The sequence below is a fragment of the Microbacterium karelineae genome, from assembly GCF_009745985.1.
GTDB lineage: Bacteria > Actinomycetota > Actinomycetes > Actinomycetales > Microbacteriaceae > Microbacterium > Microbacterium karelineae.
Window position 1 is genome coordinate 171,365 of record NZ_WFIX01000182.1, and the last position, 20,428, is coordinate 191,792.

The window sequence follows — 20,428 nt, forward strand, 5'->3', positions numbered from 1 at the left end:
GACTGACGCCATGTTCCTCCCGGAGGCGATCGCCCGCACGGTGTTCGGAGCCCTGCTCCTCGCGGCCGTCGTCGCGGCGCTCATCCTCGTGCTCGTGCGGCACCGGCGCCCGGCGTCGGGCCCGCTGCTCGCCGCCGCGGTCCTCCTCGCGCTGAGCCTCGTCGCCGCGGCGATTTCGCCCGTGCAGGCCCCGCTGCCGATCGCGGCCGCGCTCGCGATCGTCGGCACAGCCGTCGCGGTGCTCGGGGGAGACCCCGTCGCCCGGCGCGTGCTCGATCTCGCGTCCGACGACGGCGTCCGCGAGGGGCGCCACGGCGGCATCCTGCTGCGCGCGACCACCCCCGGATCCGCGGCGACGCCGGAGGTCATGCGCGGGGGCGTCACGATCGGCTACCTCGAGCGCGCGGCCGCGGCCCTCTCGATCGTCGTCGGGTATCCCGAGGCCATCGCGGTCGTCGTCGCGATCAAGGGCATCGCGCGGTTCACCGAGCTGGGATCCCCCGAGGCGCGCGAGCGCTTCATCATCGGCACCCTCGCGAGCCTCGGCTGGGCCTGCATCGCGGCGGCCGCCGTGCATCTCGCGATCTGGTGACGCGTAATCTGAGCCCATGCCGTTCACGGGCCTCAGCGCCTTCCCCCTCACCCCGCTCGCCGACGACGAACTCGACGAGCACGCCTACGCGGCGCAGATCGGACGCCTCTCGGGCAGCGGGGTCGACTCGATCACGGCCCTCGGGTCCACGGGATCCTACGCATACCTGTCGCGCGCCGAGCGCGCCCGCGCGATCCGCATCGCCGTCGACAACGCCGGAGACGTGCCCGTGCTCGCCGGCGTGGGTGCGCTGCGCACCTCCGACGTCGTCGCCCACGCGGACGACGCCGAACGCGCCGGGGTCGCGGGGATCCTCGTCGCGCCGGTCTCGTACCAGCCGCTGACGGATGACGAGGTGTTCGGTCTCTTCCAGGACGTCACCCGCTCCACCGAGCTCCCGGTCATCGTCTACGACAACCCCCGCACCACCCGCTACGCGTTCTCGCTCGAGATGTACGAGCGCGTCGCCGATCTGCCGGGGATCGCCTCGATCAAGATCCCCGGCGTGCCGACGGATCCGGCGGAGGCGGGCGCGCACATCGCCGCGATCCGCGCCAGGATCCCCGCCCGCGTGACGGTCGGCGTCTCGGGCGATGCGTTCGCCGCCGCGGGGCTCGACGCGGGCTGCGACACGTGGTTCTCCGTTCTCGCCGGCACGCTCCCCGCGGCCGCGATGCGCATCGTGGATGCTGCCGACCGCGACGCCGCGCACGCCGAGTCCGAGCGGCTGCGCCCCCTCTGGGACCTGTACGCCGAGGCCGGCGGCGGCCTGAGAGTCATGGCCGCGATCGCCGAGCAGCTGCGCTGGGCGACGCGCTCCTGCCTGCCCCGGCCGCTGCACGGCCTCGACGACGAGCAGCGGCGCCGGCTCGCCCGGATCCTCGACGAGCTCGAGCTCCTCCCGCGCTGACTCCCGCCTCTCGCCGCAGCACAACGCAGTCAGATTTCGCGCCGGACGGTCGACATCACCGGATCCCGCCCCGGTCGCCGCAGATCGACTGCGTTGTGTTGGGCGGACGCGCTCAGACCTGACGCAGGCGCACCGTGTTGCCCGCCGGATCGCGGAACGCGCAGTCGCGCACGCCGTACGGCTGATCCGTCGGCTCCTGCACGACCTCGGCGGCCTCGTGCGCCTGGATCCGCGCGAAGTCGGCGTCGACGTCGTCGGATCCGAGCATGATCCAGCCGAAGGTGCCCTTCGCCATCATGTCGGTGATCGTCCGGCGCTCGCCGTCTGCGATGCCGGGATCCGCGAACGGCGGCTGAAGCAGGACGCACGTGTCGGGGCGGCCCATCGGACCGACGGTGATCCAGCGCATCTCGCCCTGTCCGACGTCGCTGCGCACCTCGAATCCGACGGCATCGCGCCAGAAGGCGAGCGACGCCTCGGGGTCGACGTGCGGAAGCTGCGTGGTGTGGATGGTCATGTTCGTCATGACCCTCACGCTATTGCGGGCGCAGCGCGGGCGCTTCTCGATTCCTGACCGGTCTGGCCGCCTGCTTGACGACGCAGCTCGGCAGGTGCTGCGGATCCGTCTTCGCCCGCGCGCGGAACTCGCTCGGTGACATGCCGACGAGCTCGCGGAAGCGCGTGCTGAAGGTGCCGAGGGAAGAGGATCCGACGGCGAAGCACGCCTCCGTGACGCTCACATCACCGCGCCGCAGGAGCGCCATCGCGCGCTCGATCCGGCGGGTCATGAGATAGGAGTACGGCGATTCGCCGTAGGCGCGACGGAAGGAACGGCTCAGGTGACCGGCCGACATGTGCGCGCCGCGGGCGAGCTCGTCGACGTCGAGCGGCTGCGCGTACTCACGATCGATCCGGTCGCGCACGCGACGCAGCGCGACGAGGTCCGGGTCGAGTTCCATGGTCTCCCCTATCCACACAGCACAACGCAGTCCACACAGCACAACGCAGTCGATCCTGTGGCAGAACGGCCGGAATCAGGCGGCCGGGGCGATTCTCCCTCGAATCGACTGCGTTGTGCTGGGAGACGGGCGTGTGCGGCGACGGCGGGATTCAGCCCTCGTAGCCGCCGGGGTTCTTCTGCTGCCAGTTCCAGACGTCGCGCGTCATGTCGTCGATCGTGCGCGTCGCCTTCCACTCGAGCTCGCGCTCGGCCTTCGCGGGCGTGCAGTAGGTCGCGGCGAGGTCACCGGCGCGGCGCGGCTTCACCGACTTCGGCAGCTCGGTGCCCGCGGCCTTCTCGAACGACGCGATCAGCTCGCGCACGCTCACGGGGTTGCCCGTGCCGAGGTTGTACGACACGAGGCCCGGCTCGGCCTTCTCGAGGGCCTTCACGTGGCCCTCGGCGAGGTCGACGACGTGGATGTAGTCGCGCTGGCCCGTGCCGTCGGGGGTGTCGTAGTCGTCGCCGAAGATGCCGATCTCGGGAAGCGAGCCGACCGCGACGCGGGCGACGAACGGCATGAGGTTGTTCGGGATGCCCTTCGGGTCCTCGCCCACGAGGCCCGACGCGTGCGCGCCGACCGGATTGAAGTAGCGCAGCAGCGTGACGTTGACCTCGGGGTTCGCCGCCTGCACGTCGGTGAGGACCGTCTCGTTCATGAGCTTCGACTTCGAATACGGGTTCGACAGCTCGACGAGGTTGCGGGTCGCCTCCTCCGTGAACGGAAGATCAGCGGGATCCGAGTAGACCGTCCCCGTCGACGAGAACACGAACGAGCGGATCCCCTTCGCGAGCCCCACGCGCAGCAGCGCATAGGTCGTGTCGAGGTTGTTCGCGTAGTACGACAGCGGCTTCTCGACCGACTCGCCGACGGCCTTCAGCGCGGCGAAGTGGATGATCGCGTCGAACGGGCCGTGCGCGTCGAACGCGCCCTCGATGATCTCGTCGTCTGCGGCATCGCCGACGACGAGCGGGATCTCGGTGCCCGTGATCTCGGCGATGCGGCTCGTGACGACGCGGCTCGTGTTCGAGAGGTCGTCGAGCAGCACGGGCTCGTGCCCAGCCTCGATGAGGGAGATCGCAGTGTGGGTTCCGACATATCCGGCTCCGCCGGCGAGAAGAACGCGCATGGCTCCACCCTAGCGGGGCGTCACACCCGCGACGGCCCCAGTGCGCCGCCCGACTCGTCGAGGTAGCACGCGCCGCACAACGACTCGTAGGTCACGAAGTGCTCGTCGCGCACGGCCGCCGTCGCCGCGTCGATCGCAACCTGGTCGCCGTCGAAGACGAACTCGCCGCCGATCTTCCGGCCGTTGAACATGGCCTTGCGCCCGCAGCGGCAGATCGTCTTGAGCTCCTCGAGCGAGTGCGCCACCTCGAGCAGGCGGCGGGATCCAGGGAACGCCTCGGTCTGGAAGTCGGTGCGGATCCCGTATGCCATGACGGGGATCCCGTCTTCGACCGCGATGCGGAACAGGTCGTCGACCTGCGGCCGGGCGAGGAACTGCGCCTCGTCGATGAGGAGGCACGCCACGTCGCTCGCGCGGTCGCCGGCGAAAAGCGCGTGCTCCCCCGCGTCCCGCACGCGCGCCCGTTCGCGCGCGACCAGCTCGCGCACATCATCGTCGGGCGCGATGAGGAAGTCGACGGGGCGGGTGACGCCGAGGCGCGACTCGATCTCGTCGGCGCCCTTCGTGTCGATGACCGGCTTCGCGAGCAGGACGGCCTGACCGCGCTCCTCGTAGTTGTACGCCGCCTGCAGCAGGGCGGTCGATTTGCCGGAGTTCATCGCCCCGTAGCGGAAGTACAGTTTGGCCACCGCAACAGCGTAGTCGGCGCAGGGTGAGATGCCGCACGCCCCGGCCGACGAGCGTCGAGCCGGGGCGCGCGAGGAGGCTTCCGCTCCTAGGCGAGCACGCCGAGCTTGTCGGCGGAGGTGCCGGTGACCTCGGCGGCGCGCTCCGGATCGTCGTTGAGCGAGGTGCCGAGAGTGGGGATCAGCTCACGCAGTGTGCGCTCCCACCCGCCGATGCGCTCGGGGAAGCACCTCGAGAGCAGGTCGATCATGATCGACACGGTCGTCGACGCTCCGGGCGAGGCGCCGAGCAGGCCGGCGATCGTGCCGTCGGTCGACGAGACGACCTCGGTGCCGAACTGCAGCTTGCCGCCCTTCATGACCTGGGCGCGCTGGCCTGCCTGGATGAGCTCCCAATCGGCACCGTCGGCGGTCGGCATGAAGTCTCGGAGGCTGTCGACCTTCCGCGCTCGGCTCTTCATCAGCTCGCCCACGAGGTACTTCACGAGCGACAGGTTGGTGGCGCCGACCTTCAGCATCGACAGGATGTTGGAGAACCGCACCTGCTGCACGATGTCGAACCAGCTCCCCGTCTTGAGGAACTTGGGGCTGAACGTCGCGAAGGGGCCGAACATGAGGGATCCCTCGCCGTCGACCATGCGCGTGTCGAGGTGCGGCACCGACATCGGCGGCGCGCCGACGGCTGCCTGCGAGTAGACCTTGGCCTGGTGCTGCTTCACGATGGCGGGGTCGGAGGTCTTGAGGAACTGTCCGCCGATCGGGAAGACGCCGTAACCCTTGATCTCAGGGATCTTCGCGCTCTGCAGCAGCTTGATCGCCCAGCCGCCGGCGCCGACGAACACGAACCGCGCGTTCATGCTGCCCGGCGCGCCGCCCACGCGGTTGCGATAGCGGATGTCCCACGATCCGTCGTTCTTCTTCGTGAGCTTCTTCACCTCGTGATTCAGGCGCATCTCGGCGCCGTTCTCCGTGAGATGGTCGAAGAGCTGGTGGGTGATCGCGCCGAAGTCGACGTCGGTTCCCGCGGGCACGCGCGTCGCGGCGAACGGCTCGCCCTTGCGGCGCTTCTTCATGAGCAGGGGCGCCCACTGGTGGATGACGCGCGAGTCCTCGCTGTACTCGATGCCGGCGAACAGCGGCTCCTTGCGGAGCGTCTCGTAGCGCTGGCGCAGGTACGCGACGTCCTTCTCACCTGTCACGAACGTCATGTGGGGGGTGGCGTTGATGAACGTGCTCGCCTCATCGAGGATCCCGCGGTCGATCAGCGACGACCAGAGCTGGCGGCTCACCTGGAACTGCTCGTTGATGGCGATCGCCTTCGACGGGTCGTCGGCGTTCGGCATGTAGTTGAGCTCGCACAGCGCGGAGTGGCCGGTGCCGGCGTTGTTCCACGGGTTCGAACTCTCCTGCGCGACGTCGCCGAGGCGCTCGAAGACGACGATCTTCCAGTCGGGCTGAAGTTCTTTGAGGAGTGTGCCCAGCGTGGCGGACATCACTCCGCCGCCGATGAGCACGACATCTACGGATTCGCTCACGATCCTCCACCCTACTCTCGGCGCCTGGGTGCCCCGTACCGCGCGCGCACCGCAAGAACCGCCGTTCTTGCGGCGATGTCATGCCCGCGGCGGCCCGGGTTCAGGCGGGCTGGCCGACCTTCGCCGCGACGAGCTCCGCGATCTGCACCGTGTTGAGCGCGGCGCCCTTGCGCAGGTTGTCGTTCGAGACGAACAGCGCGAGGCCCTTGCCCTCGGGCGCGGCCTGGTCGGCGCGGATGCGGCCGACGAAGCTCGGATCCTTGCCAGCCGCCTCGAGCGGCGTGGGGACGTCGGCGAGCGCCACGCCGGGGGCGTCGGCGAGGATCTCACGGGCGCGCTCGGGCGTGATGTCGTCGCGGAACTCGGCGTTGATCGTGAGCGAGTGGCCGGTGAAGACCGGGACGCGCACGCAGGTGCCCGAGACGCGCAGCTCGGGAAGCTCGAGGATCTTGCGACTCTCGTTGCGGAGCTTCTTCTCCTCGTCGGTCTCGCCGAGGCCGTCCTCGACGATGCTGCCCGCGAGCGGGAGCACGTCGAAGGCGATCGGCGCGACGTACTTCTCGGGCGCCGGGAAGTCGACCGCGGATCCGTCGTGCACGAGACGCGAGAGGTCTCCCTGGGAGACGACCTGTTCGACCTGTCCGCGCAGCTCCTCGACACCGCCGAGGCCCGAGCCGGACACGGCCTGGTACGTCGAGACGACGAGGCGTTCCAGCCCCGCCTCCGCGTCAAGGACCTTCAGCACGGGCATCGCGGCCATCGTCGTGCAGTTCGGGTTCGCGATGATGCCCTTGACGGCCTCGTCGATCGCGTGCGGGTTGACCTCGCTGACGACGAGGGGGACCTCGGGATCCACCCGCCAGCCGCTCGAGTTGTCGACGACTGTGGCGCCGGCGGCCGCGAAGCGAGGGGCGTGCTCCTTCGAGGCTGTCGCCCCCGCGGAGAACAGCGCGATGTCGATCCCGCCGAGATCGTCGCTGTTGACGTCCTCGACCACGACGTCCGTGCCTCGGTAGCTCAGTGCCTTCCCCGCGGACCGAGGCGACGCGAACAGGCGCAGCTCGCGAATCGGGAAGTCGCGCTGCTCGAGGATCTCGAGCATCTTGCCGCCGACCTGGCCGGTGGCGCCGACGACGGCGAGCGAGACTCCGGATTCTGCGATGCGAGCCATGAGGATTCCTCGGGGTGTGTCGGGGTTGCACGGATCACCGTGCGCAGGATTCCGAGAAGTCTACCGGGGAGCGAAAGCGCGCGCCTCGCCGCCGCAACGGCACGTCACGAACGCGCGAGCCCGGCTTTTCGGCGTCGTCGTTCTTCTAGGTCGCCGCCGGCGGGGCGATATAGGTCAGGAACGGCACCCGGTCGGCGACGCGGTCGTACAGGCGCTGCGCGTCGAGGTTCGTCTCCGACGTGATCCAGCGCACCTCCATCAGCCCCTCGTCCGCGGCGATCCGCTGGAGATCGGCGATCAGCGCGGATCCGGTGCCCGCGCCGCGCTCGTCGGAGGCTGTGAACAGGTCGTCGAGGAAGATCGCGGTGCCGCCGCGCGACGGGCGGGCGAAGCGCCGCCAGTGGGCGAGAGCGATGGGGCGGCCGGCTCGCACCGCGAGACGGCCCTGCAGCTCGTGCCGCGGATCCATCAGCCACGCCCACACGGCCTCGATCACGCGCTCGTCGTGCTCGAGTCGGTAGAAGTCTCGGTATCCGCGGAACAGCGCGCCCCACGCGTCGAGGTCGGCGGGCTCCACGGGGCGGATGACGAGATCGGTGGTCATTCCGCGAGCCTATGCGTCCGTTCTCCGCGTGCCCGGATGCGCAGGGGCGCCCGGTCAGACGGAGAGCTTGAAGCCGATGTGCGAGGGGGCGTAGCCGAGGCGTTCGTAGAAGCGGTGCGCGTCGGTGCGGGCGGCGTCCGAGGTCAGTTGGATGAGGCGCGCGCCGAGCGCAGGTGCGGCCACGTCCGACGCCCAGCGCATGAGCGCCGCGCCGATGCCCTCCGAGCGGAGGTCGTCTCGCACCCGCACGGTCTCGACCTGGAGCCTGGACGCACCCTGCCGCGCGAGGCCCGGCAGCACGGTCAGCTGCATCGTCGCGATCACCTCGCCGCCGAGCTCGGCGACGAGCTGCGTGTTGCGCGGATCGGCGCCGATCTCGCCGAGGGCGCGCGCATAGTCGTCGCGGTCCTCGCTGGATCCGACGTCGCCGCGGGCGGCGCTGACCGGGTCGTTCGCGATCAGGGCGATCAGTGCGTCGAGGTCGCCGTCCCGTGCGGCCCGCAGCGTGAACGCCCCCGCGCGGGAGGCGAGCTCGGTGGGGAGCGCGAGCTCTGCGAGCATCGTCAGCGGCCGGTGCCGGCGTAGACCGTCGCTTCGACGTCGCCGTCGAGGCCATAGGCCGTGTGCACCGCGCGCGCTGCCTTGTCGAGGTCGGTGTCGCGCAGCACGACCGAGACGCGGATCTCGCTGGTCGAGATCATCTCGATGTTGATGCCGTTGCTGCTGAGCGCGTCGAACAGCGTGAGCGAGACGCCGGAGTGCGAGCGCATGCCCGCGCCGACGACGGAGAGCTTGCCGATCTGGTCGTCGTGCACGAGGCTCTGGAAGCCCAGCTCGTCCTGTTCGGCCTTCAGCTGCTTCGCGACGTCGGGCGCCTGCTCCTTCGGGAGCGTGAACGAGATGTCGGTGTGCCCGGGGCTCGCCGACTGCACGTTCTGGACGATCATGTCGATGTTCGCGCCGCTCTTGGAGACGCGCGTGAAGATCGCGGCCGCGGATCCGGGCACGTCGGGGACTCCGACGACCGTGATCTTCGCCTGACTGCGGTCGATGGCCACGCCGGCGACGACGGGCTCCTCCTTGCCGATGACGTCGGACATGTCTTCTCCCTTGGCGAGGCGAGGGTCTGCCATGCCCTCGCCGAGAACGTATGTGCCCTCGTTCGACGTGAACGTGGAGCGTGCGTGGATGAGTACGTTGTGCCGGCGGGCGTACTCGACCGCGCGGATGTAGAGCACCTTCGCGCCGTTGGCGGCGAGCTCGAGCATCTCCTCGGCGGAGACGACGTCGAGCTTCCTCGCGAGCGGCACGACGCGCGGGTCGCAGGTGAAGATCCCATCGACGTCGCTGTAGATCTCGCAGACGTCGGCGTCGAGCGCCGCGGCGAGCGCGACCGCGGTGGTGTCGGATCCGCCGCGGCCGAGCGTCGTGATGTCGCGGGTGTCGCGGTTGAAGCCCTGGAAGCCGGCGACGATGACGATCGCGCCGTCGTCGAGCGCCTCGCGGAGGCGGACGGGGGTCACGTCCACGATGCGCGCGGATCCGTGGTCGGCGGTCGTGATCATGCCGGCCTGGCTGCCCGTGAAGGAGCGCGCCTCGCAGCCGAGCGAGTGGATCGTCATTGCGAGGAGCGCCATCGAGATGCGTTCGCCGCTCGAGAGCAGCATGTCGAGCTCGCGCGGTGCCGGGCTGGGCGCGACGGCGCGGGCGAGGTCGAGCAGCTCGTCGGTCGTGTCGCCCATCGCGCTGACGGCGACGACGACGTCATTGCCCGCGCGGCGAGTGTCGACGATCCGCTTCGCGACGCGCTTGATGCTCTCGGCATCCGCGACGCTGGATCCGCCGAACTTCTGCACGATCAATGCCACTGTGGTGCTCCCGGGTGATGCTGCGAGGGGCGCGATCCGCCCACCGCACCAGCTTAGAGCGACGGTGGGCGGGGACGAGAATCGGGTTACGCCGAGCGGCGCCCCTCGAAAGCGCGGCCGAGGGTGATCTCGTCGGCGTACTCGAGGTCGCCGCCGACGGGGAGGCCGGACGCGAGCCGCGTGACGGCGATGTCCATGTCGCTCAGCAGGCGGTTGAGGTAGGCGGAGGTCGCCTCGCCCTCGAGGTTCGGGTTGGTGGCGAGGATGACCTCCTGCACCGTCGCGTCGGCGAGGCGCGTCATGAGCTGGCGGATCCGCAGATCGTCGGGCCCGATGCCGGCGATCGGGCTGATCGCGCCGCCGAGCACGTGGTACAGGCCGCTGAACTCGCGCGTGCGCTCGATCGCCGCGACGTCCTTGGCGTCCTCGACGACGCAGATGATCGCCTGATTGCGGCGCGGGTCGCGACAGACGGCGCAGAGCTCGCTCTCGGAGACGTTGCCGCAGCGCTCACAGAACCTGACCCGCTCGCGCACATCCCGCAGCAGCTCGGACAGCCGCGATACGTCGAACGCGGGGGTCTGCAGGATGTGGAACGCGATGCGCTGCGCCGACTTGGGGCCGACGCCGGGCAGGCGCCCCAGCTCATCGATCAGTTCCTGGACGATTCCGTCGTACATCGGTGATCTTTCTCGAGGGATCCGCTACTGGAACCGTGTGGGAGGGGTGTACTCCTCTTCGTGGAGGAAGCGCGCGCCGAGCTTCTGCCGCACGACGGCCTCGCCGTAGCGCTGCACCCCCTCGTCGAGGCGCACCTGGCGCGCCTGCACGGTGGGGGTCGGAGCGGCCGCCGGCTCGTCCGGCGGGTATTCGTCGTCGAGCTCGGGCGGCACGTCGTCGATCACGTCGCCGTCGCGCGGCGACGTCGGCGCACCGCCGGACAGCGCCTCGCCCGGATCCGCGTCGACGGCCAGCGTGGCCGGCCCGGCGAAGGGCGGGGGCGCCGCGGCCGCGGGCGGCGCGGCATCGGCGTTCGGGATGGGCGCGACGGCCCATCCCGCGGCGGGCGCCGCCGCGTACCCGCTCGTCGCGGGGCGCGCCTGGTCGGCGGGCGCCGTTGATGCGGGCGCGGCGGCGGCCGGTTCGGGCGCATCCGCAGCCGCGGGCGATGCGGGTGCCGACGAGGCCGGCCGCGCTTCGCTCCCCGCGTCGGACCGGGCACCTGCCGCCGGGGCAGGCGTCTGGCTCGCGGAGCCCTCGGGAGGAGGCGGGTCATTCGACACGTGGGCACCGGCAGAGGCCGATGTCCCCTGCGCGGGCGACGACGATGGTGCGGACGATGCGGACGCGACCGGGGCCGTCGCGGGTGTGTCCGCGGCGCGCTCGTCGTGACCGGCAGGCCCGGATCCGTCTGTGCGGGAGCCCGCCTCGAGGCCCGTGTCGGTGCCGGGATCGGATGGCGCCGACGGCGCGCTCGAGGCGCCACCGTCGCCGCGCTGTGCGGAAGGCGCACCTCCCGGCGTGGACCCGCGCTGGCCGCCGCTGTCAGCCGGTGCCGATGAACCGCCGCCGACCGCGGGACCGGTCGGCCCACCACCGGGCGCGGGACCGGACGAGTCGCCGCCCGCCACCGGACCGGACGGCCCACCACCGGGCGCGGGCGGCGGGCCGCCTGGTGAGTCCGGTCCGCTCGGGATGTGCTTCGCAAGGAACTTCACGCGGCTTCCGAGGGTCTCGATGATCGCGGCGCGAAGATCCTCGCTCACGCCCGACCCGTCCGGCGCGCGTGTCTTGAACTGACCGAGGTCGGACGGGTTCGTGAAGGCGAGCCCGACGACGTCGCCCGCGACGTGCGCGGGCGCGGCCGACTGCAGCACGAGCCACGACGCGCGGTTCGTGCGCTCGATCGCCGCGAGCACACCGGGCCACGCGGCCCGCAGCCCGTCGAGGGTCAGCTCGTCGCTCGACGCGCCGGCGTTCGCCGCATCCGACCGCGCGGATCCCTCCGGAGGAGCACCCGTCGACGCGGTTGCGCCGTGCTCGGCGGGAGCGCCAGCGGGGCGCGGGCGCGCCTCCGCCTGCGCCCCGGCGACATCGTCGACGGGCGGCTCGTCGTCGGCAGGGGGCTCGTCGTCGATCGGCGGCGCGTCGGCGGGCCGTGCGGCGCCCTGGCCGGGCGCGACGACCGCCCATGCCGCGGCGGGGACGTCGTCGGACTCCGGCGGGCCGGCGGGCGCGACGACCGGAAGGTCGGACGGCGCCCCGACACCCCGGGCGTCTCGCTCGCCGGGGGACACGACGGTGCCCGAGATCGGAGCATCACCTGCCGACGGGGCACCGTCCGCTCGGGCGTCCGACGCGACGGCGGGATCCGCCGTCGGCCGTGCAGTCCGAGATTCCGCGGGAGACGCGGTCGGCGGTGCCGCAGATGCCGCGGTCGGCGATGCGGCGGGCGCAGTCGGAGCGGCGGCAGGCGCGCCCGGAGCAGCCGGAGACCCGGCCGGAGAGGCGGCGGGCGCAGCCGGAGACGCGGTCGGCGCGCCGTCCGGTGCGGCCGACACGGCAGGATCCCCGGAGGGCACGGCCGGAGAGGCGGCGGGCGCCGCAGCAGGCGTCTGGGAACCGCCCGTCGACGCCCCGTCCGGGTCGGCCGCGCGAGGCGCGGCCGTGGGCGGGGCGGTCTCGACGCCAGTGGGATCGGCGGCAGGTGCCCCGTGCGGCGTCGCGGCAGGTGGCCCCGCGGGAGACGTGCCGGGTTCGGCGGTCGGCGACGCGAGAGGGGAAGCCGCGACAGGCGGCGCCGTGGGCGGCGCGGACTGGCCGGCCGCGGGCGACGCGATAGGGGGCCCCGTGGTCGACGCCGCCGCGGGCGCAGGGGCGGGAGCCGCCGACGCGGCCGACCCGGCGGCGCCGTCTTCTGTGAGCACGCGCGCGATCATCAGCTCGAGCTGCAGTCGCGGCGACGTCGCGCCCGTCATCTGGTCGAGCGCGCCGCTCACGACGTCGGCGGTGCGCGACAGCCGCGCGGCGCCGTAGCACTGCGCCTGGCCCTGCATGCGCTCGAGTTCGTCGGACGGAAGGCCCCGGAGCACGGAGGACGCCTGGTCTCCCGTCGCGGCGATGACGATGAGGTCGCGCAGGCGCTCGAGGAGGTCGTCGACGAAGCGCCGCGGATCCTGTCCCGTCTGGACGACGCGATCGACGGCCGCGAACGCCGTCGCCGCATCGCCGCCCGCGAAGGCGTCGACGACCTCGTCGAGGAGCGCGGCATGCGTGTAGCCGAGCAGCGCGACGGCCCGCTCGTACCCGACGGTGGTGCCCTCGGATCCGGCGATGAGCTGGTCGAGGATCGACAGGGTGTCGCGCGGCGACCCCGCGCCCGCGCGCACGACGAGGGGCAGGACCCCCGCATCTGGCTGGGTGCCCTCCTGCGCGCACAGCTGCTCGATGTACTCGAGCATCGCGGCCGGCGGCACGAGGCGGAACGGATAGTGGTGCGTGCGCGAACGGATCGTGCCGATGACCTTGTCGGGCTCGGTCGTCGCGAAGATGAACTTGACGTGCGCCGGCGGCTCTTCGACGAGCTTCAGGAGCGCGTTGAAGCCCTGCGCCGTGACCATGTGCGCCTCGTCGAGGATGAAGATCTTGAATCGATCTCGGGCAGGGGCGAAGATCGCACGCTCGCGCAGGTCGCGCGCGTCGTCGACGCCGTTGTGGCTCGCCGCGTCGATCTCGACGACATCGAGCGAGCCGCCGCCCGCGCGGGACAGCTCGACGCAGCTGTCGCAGGTGCCGCACGGGGTGTCGGTCGGTCCCTCGGCGCAGTTCAGGCAGCGTGCGAGGATGCGCGCCGAAGTCGTCTTGCCGCAGCCACGGGGCCCCGAGAAGAGGTAGGCGTGGCCGATGCGATCCGAGCGCAGGGCCGTCATGAGCGGTTCGGTCACCTGGGACTGCCCGATCATCTCGGAGAAGGTCTCGGGCCGGTAGCGGCGATACAGGGCTGTGCTCACCACCCCAGCCTACGGCGGACCACTGACAAACGACCGGCCCGCCCGGGATCCGCCTACTCGTCGATGTCCTGGAGAACCGCGCCCGCGTCGACCTCCTCCGCGATGATGGCGAGCACGTCCGTCGACGGCGGCACGATCGCGCCCGGCCGGGTGCCGTCGTCGCGCTCTCCGCGCCGCATCGCCGGCCGCCCCGGCTTCACCGGCCCCTGGTCGGCGAGGGGAACGACCACGCGCTCCCCCGCGCGCGCCGTGAACGACTCGCCGCGCACCCCGAAGGGCACCTCGTCGACGTCGCCGCCCGGCCGCACCGCCACGATGAGCTCCTCGCGGTGCAGCGTGATGTCGAGGCGCGTGCCGTGCCAGGTGAGAGGGAAGGCGAGCTCGGGCCACTCGACGGGAAGACGAGGGTCGAAGGTCAGCACGCCGCCGTAGTCGCGCATCCCGGCGAATCCGCACACGAGCGCCATCCACGCGCCGCCCGCCGCCGCGATGTGCACGCCATCGGACGCGTTGCCGTGCAGGTCTGCCAGATCGACGAACAGCGAGTGCTCGAAGTACTCGAGCGCCAGATCCTGGTAGCCGACCTCTGCCGCCATGACAGCCTGTGCGACGCCCGACAGCGTCGAATCGCCCGTCGTCAGGGGGTCGTAGTACTCGAAGTCGGCGAGCTTCTCCTCCTGCGAGAAGTAGCTGCCCTGCAGGAACTCCGCGAGCACGACATCGGCCTGCTTGAGCACCTGGAAGCGGTAGATCACGAGCGGGTGGAAGTGCAGCAGCAGCGGCCGCTGCGACACGGGCGTGTTCTCGAGATCCCACAGCTCCCGCTCGAGGAACAGCGCATCCTGCGGGTGGATCCCCGCCTCCTCGCTGTACGGGATGTGCATCGCGTGCCCCTGGCGCTCCCAGCGTTCGGGCTCATCGGAGCTCAGCCCCAGCCTGTCGACCATCGCGCGGTACTCGATCGGCGCGCGCTCGGCCATATCCCGCACGACCTGGGCGGCGGCGCGCAGGTTGAACCGCGCCATGACGTTCGTGAAGAGATTGTCGTTCACGACGGTCGTGTACTCGTCCGGCCCCGTCACGCCGTGGATGTGGAACGACGTCTCCCGCCAGAACCCGAGCGTGCTCCACAGGCGCGCCGTCTCGACGAGGAGGTCCACGCCCTCCTTCGCCATGAATGCGATGTCGTCGGTCGCGAGCACGTACTTCACGAGCGCATAGGCGACGTCGGCGTTGATGTGGTACTGCGCGGTCCCGGCCGCGTAGTACGCCGAGGCCTCCTCGCCGTTGATCGTGCGCCACGGGATGAGGGCGCCGCCCTCGCTCATCTGCGCGGCGCGGCGCCTGGCCGCCGGGAGCATCCCCGCGCGCATCCGCAGGGCGTTGCGCGCCCACAGCGGCGACGTGTAGTCGAGGAAGGGCAGCACGTACACATCGGTGTCCCAGAAGTAGTGCCCGCTGTACCCCGAGCCCGTCATGCCCTTCGCGGGCACGCCCCAGCCGTCGGCGCGCGCCGACGCCATCGCGACCTGGAGGAGCCCCCACCGTGTCGCCTGCTGCAGGCTGTCATGGCCCGCGATCCTCACATCGGAGCGGTCCCAGAAGTCGTCGAGCCAGGCGCGCTGGCGGGCCCGGTGCTCGTCGGCGCTCGTCGACGTCGAGCGGTCGAGCGTGCGCCGCCCGCGGTCGATGAGCTCGGCGGCGGGCACGCCGCGCGAGGTGTGATAGCTCACGTACTTCGTCACGGTGACGGGGACGCCCGCCTTCGCCTCGACGCGGAAGACGTTCTTGGCGATGTCCGGCTCGATGAGACCGCGCGACTCGTAGGGATTCTCGGTCTCGATCGTGTGATCAGCCACGACAGCGAGCGTCATCCCGCTCGAGGCCGTGCGGTACGAGAGAGTCGAGCGGTTGCCGACCTGCCAGTACTCCTGCGGGACGAGGACGCGCTCGGCGATCCGCTCGGCCTTGCGCGGATCCGGCTTCCCGCTCGTCTTCCGCGCGGCCGCGGGGCGCCCGCCGTAGACGTCCTCGCCGTCCTGCCGGTTGATGATCTGGCAGTTGATGACGACGGGCGCGTCGGCGTTGAGCACCGTCACCTTCATCTGCAGCACGGCGAGGTGCCGGTCGGCGAACGAGATGAGGCGGCTCGACTCGAGCAGCACCTCCTTGCCAGATGGCGTCACCCAGCGGATCCGGCGGTTCTGCGAGGCGTCGCGGAAGTCGAGGCTGCGCTCGTACTCCGTCATCTCCGCGAGGTCGATCGACATCGGCTCGTCGTCGACGTAGACCCGCATGATCTTCGCGTCGGGGACGTTGACGATCGTCTGCCCGACCTCCGCGAAGCCGTACGCGCTCTCCGCGTGCTGGATCGGCCACGTCTCGTGGAAGCCGTTGATGTACGTGCCGTGCTCGTGCGCGTGCCGACCCTCCGGGTAGTCGGCGCGCATGCCGATGAAGCCGTTGCCCGTCGCGAAGACGGTCTCGGTCACCCCGAGGTCGTCCTCATCGAAGCGCGTCTCGACGAGGCGCCACGGGTCGATCGGGAAGCGCTCGCGGTCGATCATGCGGTGGTCTCCAGGAGGTCGGCGAGGTCGGTCACGATGAGGTGCGCGCCGACGTCGACGAGGGCGTCGGATCCGACGCCGCGGTCGACGCCGACGACGAGCCCGAAGCCGCCGGCGACGCCGGAGGCGACACCGGCGAGCGCGTCCTCGATGACGGCGCAGCGGGAGGGATCCGCTCCGAGCCGCCGCGCGCCCTCGAGGAACACATCGGGGGCGGGTTTCGAGGGGAGATTCCGTTCCTCGGCCACGATCCCATCGACGATCACGGGGAAGCGCTCGCGGATCCCCGCCGCCTCGAGCACGGGGACCGCGTTCTTCGAGCTCGACACGATCGCCACGGGCGTGCCCGCCCTCTCGAGCGCCTCCACGAGCGCGAGGGATCCCGGATACGGAGCGATGCCGTCCCGGTCCAGCACGCGCAGGAAGGCCGTGTTCTTGCGATTGCCGATGCCGCAGACGGTCGGCTCCGACGGGTCGTCGGCGGGCTCGCCCCACGCGATCTCGACATCGCGGCTGCGCAGCACGCCCGCGACCCCGTCGTACCGCTTCTTGCCGTCGACGTGCTCGAAGTAGTCGCGGTCCGTATACGGAGGCGCGATGCCCCAGTCGTCGAAGAGCTCGTCGAACACGGTCTGCCACGCGTGCATGTGCACCTCAGCGGTCGGCGTGAGCACGCCGTCGAGGTCGAACAGCACGGCGTCGAGTCCGTCGAGACGCGGCGCAGTGGGGGCGATGCCGTCGGTCACGGGAGGTCTCCGATCAGGTGCGAGGGGTGGGGTGCTCCGGCCAGCATAGGTGCGTGCGGGTTACCGGCTCATGACGCGGGCGGAGCGGCGTCAGGAACAGGCCGCGAGGGTCTGGCGCGCGATCTCGATCTCCTCGTCGGTCGGCACGACGAGCACCGTCACGTCGGAGTCATCGGACGAGATGCGGACGATCTCGCCGCGCGGCGCGCCCTCATTCCGCTCGGGGTCGACCCGCACGCCCGCGAACCCGAGGCGGTCGAGCGCTCCCGCGCGCACGAGCGGCGTGTTCTCGCCGACTCCGGCCGTGAAGCTGATGACGTCGACGCCGCCGAGCTGCGCCATGTAGGCGCCCGCGTAGGAGCGCAGCCGGTGCAGGTACACGTCGAGCGCGAGGCGCGCCCGCTCGTCCCCCTCGGCGCGGCGCGAGACGAGGTCGCGCATGTCGTTCGCGCCCGCGAGGCCGACGAGGCCGCTCTCCTTGTTGAGCACGCGGTCGAGGTCGTCGACGCCGAGCCCCGCGCGCCGCTGGAGGTGCAGGAGGATCGCGGGGTCGAGGTCGCCCGTGCGGGTCCCCATCACGAGGCCCTCGAGCGGTGTGAAGCCCATCGACGTGTCGATGGACCGCCCGCCGTCGATGGCCGTGACCGACGCCCCGTTGCCGAGGTGGAACACGATCTGGCGCAGCTCGCCGAGCGGCCGGCCGACGTGCGCCGCGGCCGCCTCGCTCACGAACTTGTGGCTCGTGCCGTGGAAGCCGTAGCGGCGGATCCGGTGCCGCTCGGCGAGGTCGCGATCGAGCGCGTAGGTGTATGCCTCCGGCGGCATGGACTGGTGGAAGGCCGTGTCGAAGACCGCGACGTGCTCGATGTCGGCGAACGATCGGCGGGCGGCGCGGATCCCCTGCAGCGCGCCGGGATTGTGCAGCGGCGCGAGGACCGACAGCTCGTCGATGCCCGTCTCGACGAGGTCGTCGATCGGCGTCGCCGCGAAGAACCGGGCGCCGCCGTGGACGACGCGGTGCCCGACCGCGGTGGGCGGGTGCGCCTCCAGCGACGGGCCGTGCGCGGCGAACGCGTCGAGCATCGCCTGGAACCCGGCGGTGTGGTCGGGGATCCGCCGCCCGATCTCGCTCGTCGCGCTCTCGACGGCCGGCGTCGGCTCCCCCGGATCCGCGTGCACGTGCACCGTGTGCCGCGCGCGCCCCTGCGGCTCGCCGATGCGCTCGACGAGCCCCGAGGCGAGCACCCGCTCTCCGGCCATATCGATGAGCTGGTACTTGAACGACGACGAGCCGCTGTTGACGACGAGCACGACCGACATGGTCACCCCTCTGCCTGCGCCTGGATCGCGGTGATCGCGACCGTGTTCACGATGTCGTCGACGAGCGCCCCGCGAGACAGGTCGTTGATCGGCTTGTTCAGCCCCTGCAGCACCGGACCGATCGCGACCGCGCCCGCCGAGCGCTGCACGGCCTTATAGGTGTTGTTGCCCGTGTTCAGGTCGGGGAACACGAAGACGGTCGCGCGGCCGGCCACGGCCGACTCGGGCATCTTCGCGCGCGCGACGGCCGCATCGGCCGCGGCGTCGTACTGGATCGGCCCCTCGATCGGCAGCTCGGGCGCGCGCTCGCGGGCGAGGGCCGTCGCCTCGCGCACCTTCTCGACCTCAGCGCCCGAGCCCGACTCCCCCGTCGAATACGACAGCATCGCCACGCGCGGCTCGATCGCGAACCGCCGCGCGGTCGCGGCCGACGAGACGGCGATGTCGGCGAGCTGCTCGCTCGTGGGATCCGGGATCACGGCGCAGTCTCCGTAGACCAGCACGCGGTCGGCGAGCGCCATGAGGAACACGCTCGAGACGACCGAGACGCCGGGCCGCGTCTTGATGACCTCGAACGAGGGGCGGATCGTGTGCGCCGTCGTGTGCGCCGCGCCCGAGACCATCCCGTCCGCCTCACCCAGGTGCACCATCATCGTGCCGAAGTACGACACATCGGTGACGAGGTCGGCGGCCTTCTCATACGTCATGCCCTTGTGGGCGCGCAGCTTCGCGTACTCCGTCGCGAAACGGTCGACGTGCACGGGATCGAACGGACTGAGCACCTCGGCCGCGCCGATGTCGAGGCCGAGCTCGATCGCGCGCGCCCGCACCTCGAACGGTTCGCCGAGGATCGTCAGATCCGCGACGCCGCGCTCGAGCAGGATCGCCGCGGCGCGCAGGATCCGGTCGTCGTCGCCCTCGGGCAGCACGATTCGGCGGCGGTCGGACCGCGCCCGCTCGAGCAGCTGGTACTGGAACATGAGCGGCGTGACGACGGTCGCGCGCGCCACGCCGAGCACGCGGGTGAGCTCGTCGATGTCGACGTTCTGGTCGAACAGGCTCAGGGCGCGGGCGTAGCGCTGCGCGCTCGACGCCGCGAGGCGCCCGCGCGTGCTCATGACCCGCACGGCCGTGTCGTAGGTGTCGCCCGGCGCGCGGATGATGGGGATCCGCGACGCGAGCCCCTCGATGAGTCGCTGCATCACCTCGGGGATCTCGAAGTCGCCGTTGAGCACGATCCCGGCGAGCGACGGGAACGTGCCCGAGCTGTTGGCGGTCAGCGTCGCGAGGAGCGCGTCGCCGCGATCCGCGGGGATGATGACGACGTCGCCCTCGCTGAGCCGCGGCAGCACGTTCACCATCGACATCGCGGCGACCGTCACGCCGAGCGCCTCGCGCCCGAGCAGCTCCTCCTCGCCCTTGACGAGCTCGCCGTCGACCGCGCGCAGGATGTCGCCCATCGTGGGGGCGACGAGCAGGCGGTCCTCCGGCAGCGCCCAGACGGGGCTCGACGGCGTGTGCTCCCGCACCGCCGAGGCGATGTCCGCCGCGCGTTCGCCGTCGGCGCGGTTGACGATCGTCGCCGCGATCTCGGCGCGGGCGCGCACGAGCTCCGCGACGGCGAGCGACGCGATCTGCCCCATCTGCTGCGGCGAGCGCGGCATCTGGGATCCGAGGGCCTCGACCTGGCCGTGCTGCTGGCGCCCGCCGAGGACGAGCAGGACGGGGGTCCCGAGGTTCGCGGCGATGCGCGCGTTGTAGGCGAGCTCGGCGGGGCTGCCGACGTCGGTGTAGTCGCTGCCGAGGACGACGACCGCGTCGCAGCGGCCCTCGACGCGCTTGTACCGCGCGACGATCTCGGCGAGGGCGCCCTCGGGATCCGCGCGGACGTCGTCGTAGGTCACGCCCACGCAGTCGTCATACGGCAGGTCGACGCCGTCGTGATCGAGCAGCATCTCGAGGACGTAGTCGCGCTCGTTCGTCGAGCGCGCGATCGGGCGGAACACCCCGACCCTCGGCGTGACGCGGCTCAGCGAATCGAGAACGCCGAGCGCGATGGTCGACTTCCCCGAATGGCCCTCTGCGGACGTGATGTAGATGCTTCTCGCCACGTGTCACAACCTACCGGCGTGCGGGGAGAAGGGCATGCCCGGAGAAAGAAAAGACTCTCCGCGTACCCGGCAGAGCCCGGTTACCCTTGCTACGTTTCCGTCCTGGGGGAGTTGGCCTGGATGCCGTCACGCGGAGAGCTGACTCGAGTCTATCAGCGATGACGGAGTGCTCGGTCAC

General features: G+C 71.3%; 17 protein-coding genes and 1 other RNA gene. 2 read left to right on the forward strand and 16 right to left on the reverse strand.

Annotated elements, in window-relative coordinates; translation table 11 throughout:
- Positions 1-10 precede the first annotated feature (10 nt).
- Both GB932_RS09850 and GB932_RS09855 read left to right on the forward strand, forming a co-directional pair.
- A complete protein-coding gene (locus tag GB932_RS09850; RefSeq protein WP_156760520.1) occupies positions 11-592 on the forward strand; it encodes a hypothetical protein in 582 nt (193 codons plus the stop codon).
- Between the two features lie 16 nt (positions 593-608).
- Positions 609-1,502 carry a dihydrodipicolinate synthase family protein gene (locus GB932_RS09855; protein ID WP_156760521.1) on the forward strand — a complete coding sequence of 298 codons (894 nt, stop codon included), beginning with the start codon at positions 609-611 and terminating at the stop codon, positions 1,500-1,502.
- 112 nt (positions 1,503-1,614) lie between these two features.
- Here the strand turns inward: GB932_RS09855 and GB932_RS09860 are convergent, their stop codons facing one another.
- From GB932_RS09860 to ffs, 16 genes are all read right to left on the reverse strand, one after another.
- Entirely contained in the window at positions 1,615-2,028 is a 414-nt protein-coding gene (locus GB932_RS09860; RefSeq protein ID WP_156760522.1) for a VOC family protein, read from the reverse strand.
- 10 nt (positions 2,029-2,038) lie between these two features.
- Complete coding sequence (locus GB932_RS09865) at positions 2,039-2,461, reverse strand: helix-turn-helix transcriptional regulator (RefSeq protein ID WP_156760523.1); 423 nt, start codon at positions 2,459-2,461, stop codon at positions 2,039-2,041.
- Positions 2,462-2,612: 151 nt separating this feature from the next.
- Positions 2,613-3,632 carry a UDP-glucose 4-epimerase GalE gene (gene galE / locus GB932_RS09870; protein ID WP_156760524.1) on the reverse strand — a complete coding sequence of 340 codons (1,020 nt, stop codon included), beginning with the start codon at positions 3,630-3,632 and terminating at the stop codon, positions 2,613-2,615.
- A 20-nt stretch (positions 3,633-3,652) separates the two neighbouring features.
- Positions 3,653-4,321, reverse strand: coding sequence for a thymidine kinase (locus GB932_RS09875; protein WP_156760525.1), 669 nt, complete (start codon positions 4,319-4,321; stop codon positions 3,653-3,655).
- Positions 4,322-4,407: 86 nt separating this feature from the next.
- Positions 4,408-5,853: a malate dehydrogenase (quinone) gene (mqo, locus tag GB932_RS09880; protein WP_156760526.1), complete on the reverse strand. Its 1,446-nt coding sequence runs from the start codon at positions 5,851-5,853 to the stop codon at positions 4,408-4,410.
- Positions 5,854-5,953: 100 nt separating this feature from the next.
- Positions 5,954-7,024 (reverse strand): aspartate-semialdehyde dehydrogenase, encoded by a 1,071-nt coding sequence (locus tag GB932_RS09885; protein WP_156760527.1) that lies wholly within the window; start codon positions 7,022-7,024, stop codon positions 5,954-5,956.
- 145 nt (positions 7,025-7,169) lie between these two features.
- On the reverse strand, positions 7,170-7,628 hold the full coding sequence (locus GB932_RS09890; RefSeq protein WP_156760528.1) for a GNAT family N-acetyltransferase: 459 nt from the start codon (positions 7,626-7,628) through the stop codon (positions 7,170-7,172).
- A gap of 54 nt (positions 7,629-7,682) precedes the next feature.
- Complete coding sequence (locus GB932_RS09895) at positions 7,683-8,189, reverse strand: GNAT family N-acetyltransferase (RefSeq protein WP_156760529.1); 507 nt, start codon at positions 8,187-8,189, stop codon at positions 7,683-7,685.
- A 2-nt stretch (positions 8,190-8,191) separates the two neighbouring features.
- The gene (locus GB932_RS09900; RefSeq protein ID WP_156760530.1) at positions 8,192-9,496 is read right to left on the reverse strand and encodes an aspartate kinase; all 1,305 of its coding nucleotides are present in this window, start codon (positions 9,494-9,496) and stop codon (positions 8,192-8,194) included.
- A gap of 86 nt (positions 9,497-9,582) precedes the next feature.
- Positions 9,583-10,176, reverse strand: a complete 594-nt coding sequence (recR, locus tag GB932_RS09905; RefSeq protein WP_156760531.1) for a recombination mediator RecR — start codon at positions 10,174-10,176, stop codon at positions 9,583-9,585.
- Between the two features lie 24 nt (positions 10,177-10,200).
- Positions 10,201-13,506 carry a DNA polymerase III subunit gamma and tau gene (locus GB932_RS09910; protein ID WP_156760532.1) on the reverse strand — a complete coding sequence of 1,102 codons (3,306 nt, stop codon included), beginning with the start codon at positions 13,504-13,506 and terminating at the stop codon, positions 10,201-10,203.
- A gap of 53 nt (positions 13,507-13,559) precedes the next feature.
- Complete coding sequence (locus GB932_RS09915) at positions 13,560-16,073, reverse strand: glycoside hydrolase family 65 protein (RefSeq protein WP_156760533.1); 2,514 nt, start codon at positions 16,071-16,073, stop codon at positions 13,560-13,562.
- A complete protein-coding gene (locus GB932_RS09920) occupies positions 16,070-16,819 on the reverse strand; it encodes an HAD family hydrolase (RefSeq protein WP_231916109.1) in 750 nt (249 codons plus the stop codon). Before GB932_RS09920 ends, GB932_RS09915 begins: the two co-directional genes overlap by 4 nt.
- Before the next feature lie 90 nt (positions 16,820-16,909).
- Positions 16,910-18,139: an acetate/propionate family kinase gene (locus GB932_RS09925; protein ID WP_156760534.1), complete on the reverse strand. Its 1,230-nt coding sequence runs from the start codon at positions 18,137-18,139 to the stop codon at positions 16,910-16,912.
- A 2-nt stretch (positions 18,140-18,141) separates the two neighbouring features.
- Entirely contained in the window at positions 18,142-20,250 is a 2,109-nt protein-coding gene (pta, locus tag GB932_RS09930; RefSeq protein WP_156760535.1) for a phosphate acetyltransferase, read from the reverse strand.
- Positions 20,251-20,296: 46 nt separating this feature from the next.
- An RNA gene (gene ffs / locus GB932_RS09935) (signal recognition particle sRNA small type) lies at positions 20,297-20,393 on the reverse strand.
- Positions 20,394-20,428 lie beyond the last annotated feature (35 nt).

Excerpts from the sequence above, each read along its gene's own strand:
- GB932_RS09855 (WP_156760521.1), top strand. The coding sequence starts at position 609 with ATGCCGTTCACGGGCCTCAGCGCCTTCCCCCTCACCCCGCTCGCCGAC.
- GB932_RS09885 (WP_156760527.1), bottom strand. The coding sequence starts at position 7,024 with ATGGCTCGCATCGCAGAATCCGGAGTCTCGCTCGCCGTCGTCGGCGCC.
- GB932_RS09890 (WP_156760528.1), bottom strand. The coding sequence starts at position 7,628 with ATGACCACCGATCTCGTCATCCGCCCCGTGGAGCCCGCCGACCTCGAC.
- GB932_RS09895 (WP_156760529.1), bottom strand. The coding sequence starts at position 8,189 with ATGCTCGCAGAGCTCGCGCTCCCCACCGAGCTCGCCTCCCGCGCGGGG.
- GB932_RS09925 (WP_156760534.1), bottom strand. The coding sequence starts at position 18,139 with ATGTCGGTCGTGCTCGTCGTCAACAGCGGCTCGTCGTCGTTCAAGTAC.
- GB932_RS09850 (WP_156760520.1), top strand. The coding sequence starts at position 11 with ATGTTCCTCCCGGAGGCGATCGCCCGCACGGTGTTCGGAGCCCTGCTC.
- galE (WP_156760524.1), bottom strand. The coding sequence starts at position 3,632 with ATGCGCGTTCTTCTCGCCGGCGGAGCCGGATATGTCGGAACCCACACT.
- GB932_RS09860 (WP_156760522.1), bottom strand. The coding sequence starts at position 2,028 with ATGACGAACATGACCATCCACACCACGCAGCTTCCGCACGTCGACCCC.
- GB932_RS09865 (WP_156760523.1), bottom strand. The coding sequence starts at position 2,461 with ATGGAACTCGACCCGGACCTCGTCGCGCTGCGTCGCGTGCGCGACCGG.
- GB932_RS09915 (WP_156760533.1), bottom strand. The coding sequence starts at position 16,073 with ATGATCGACCGCGAGCGCTTCCCGATCGACCCGTGGCGCCTCGTCGAG.
- recR (WP_156760531.1), bottom strand. The coding sequence starts at position 10,176 with ATGTACGACGGAATCGTCCAGGAACTGATCGATGAGCTGGGGCGCCTG.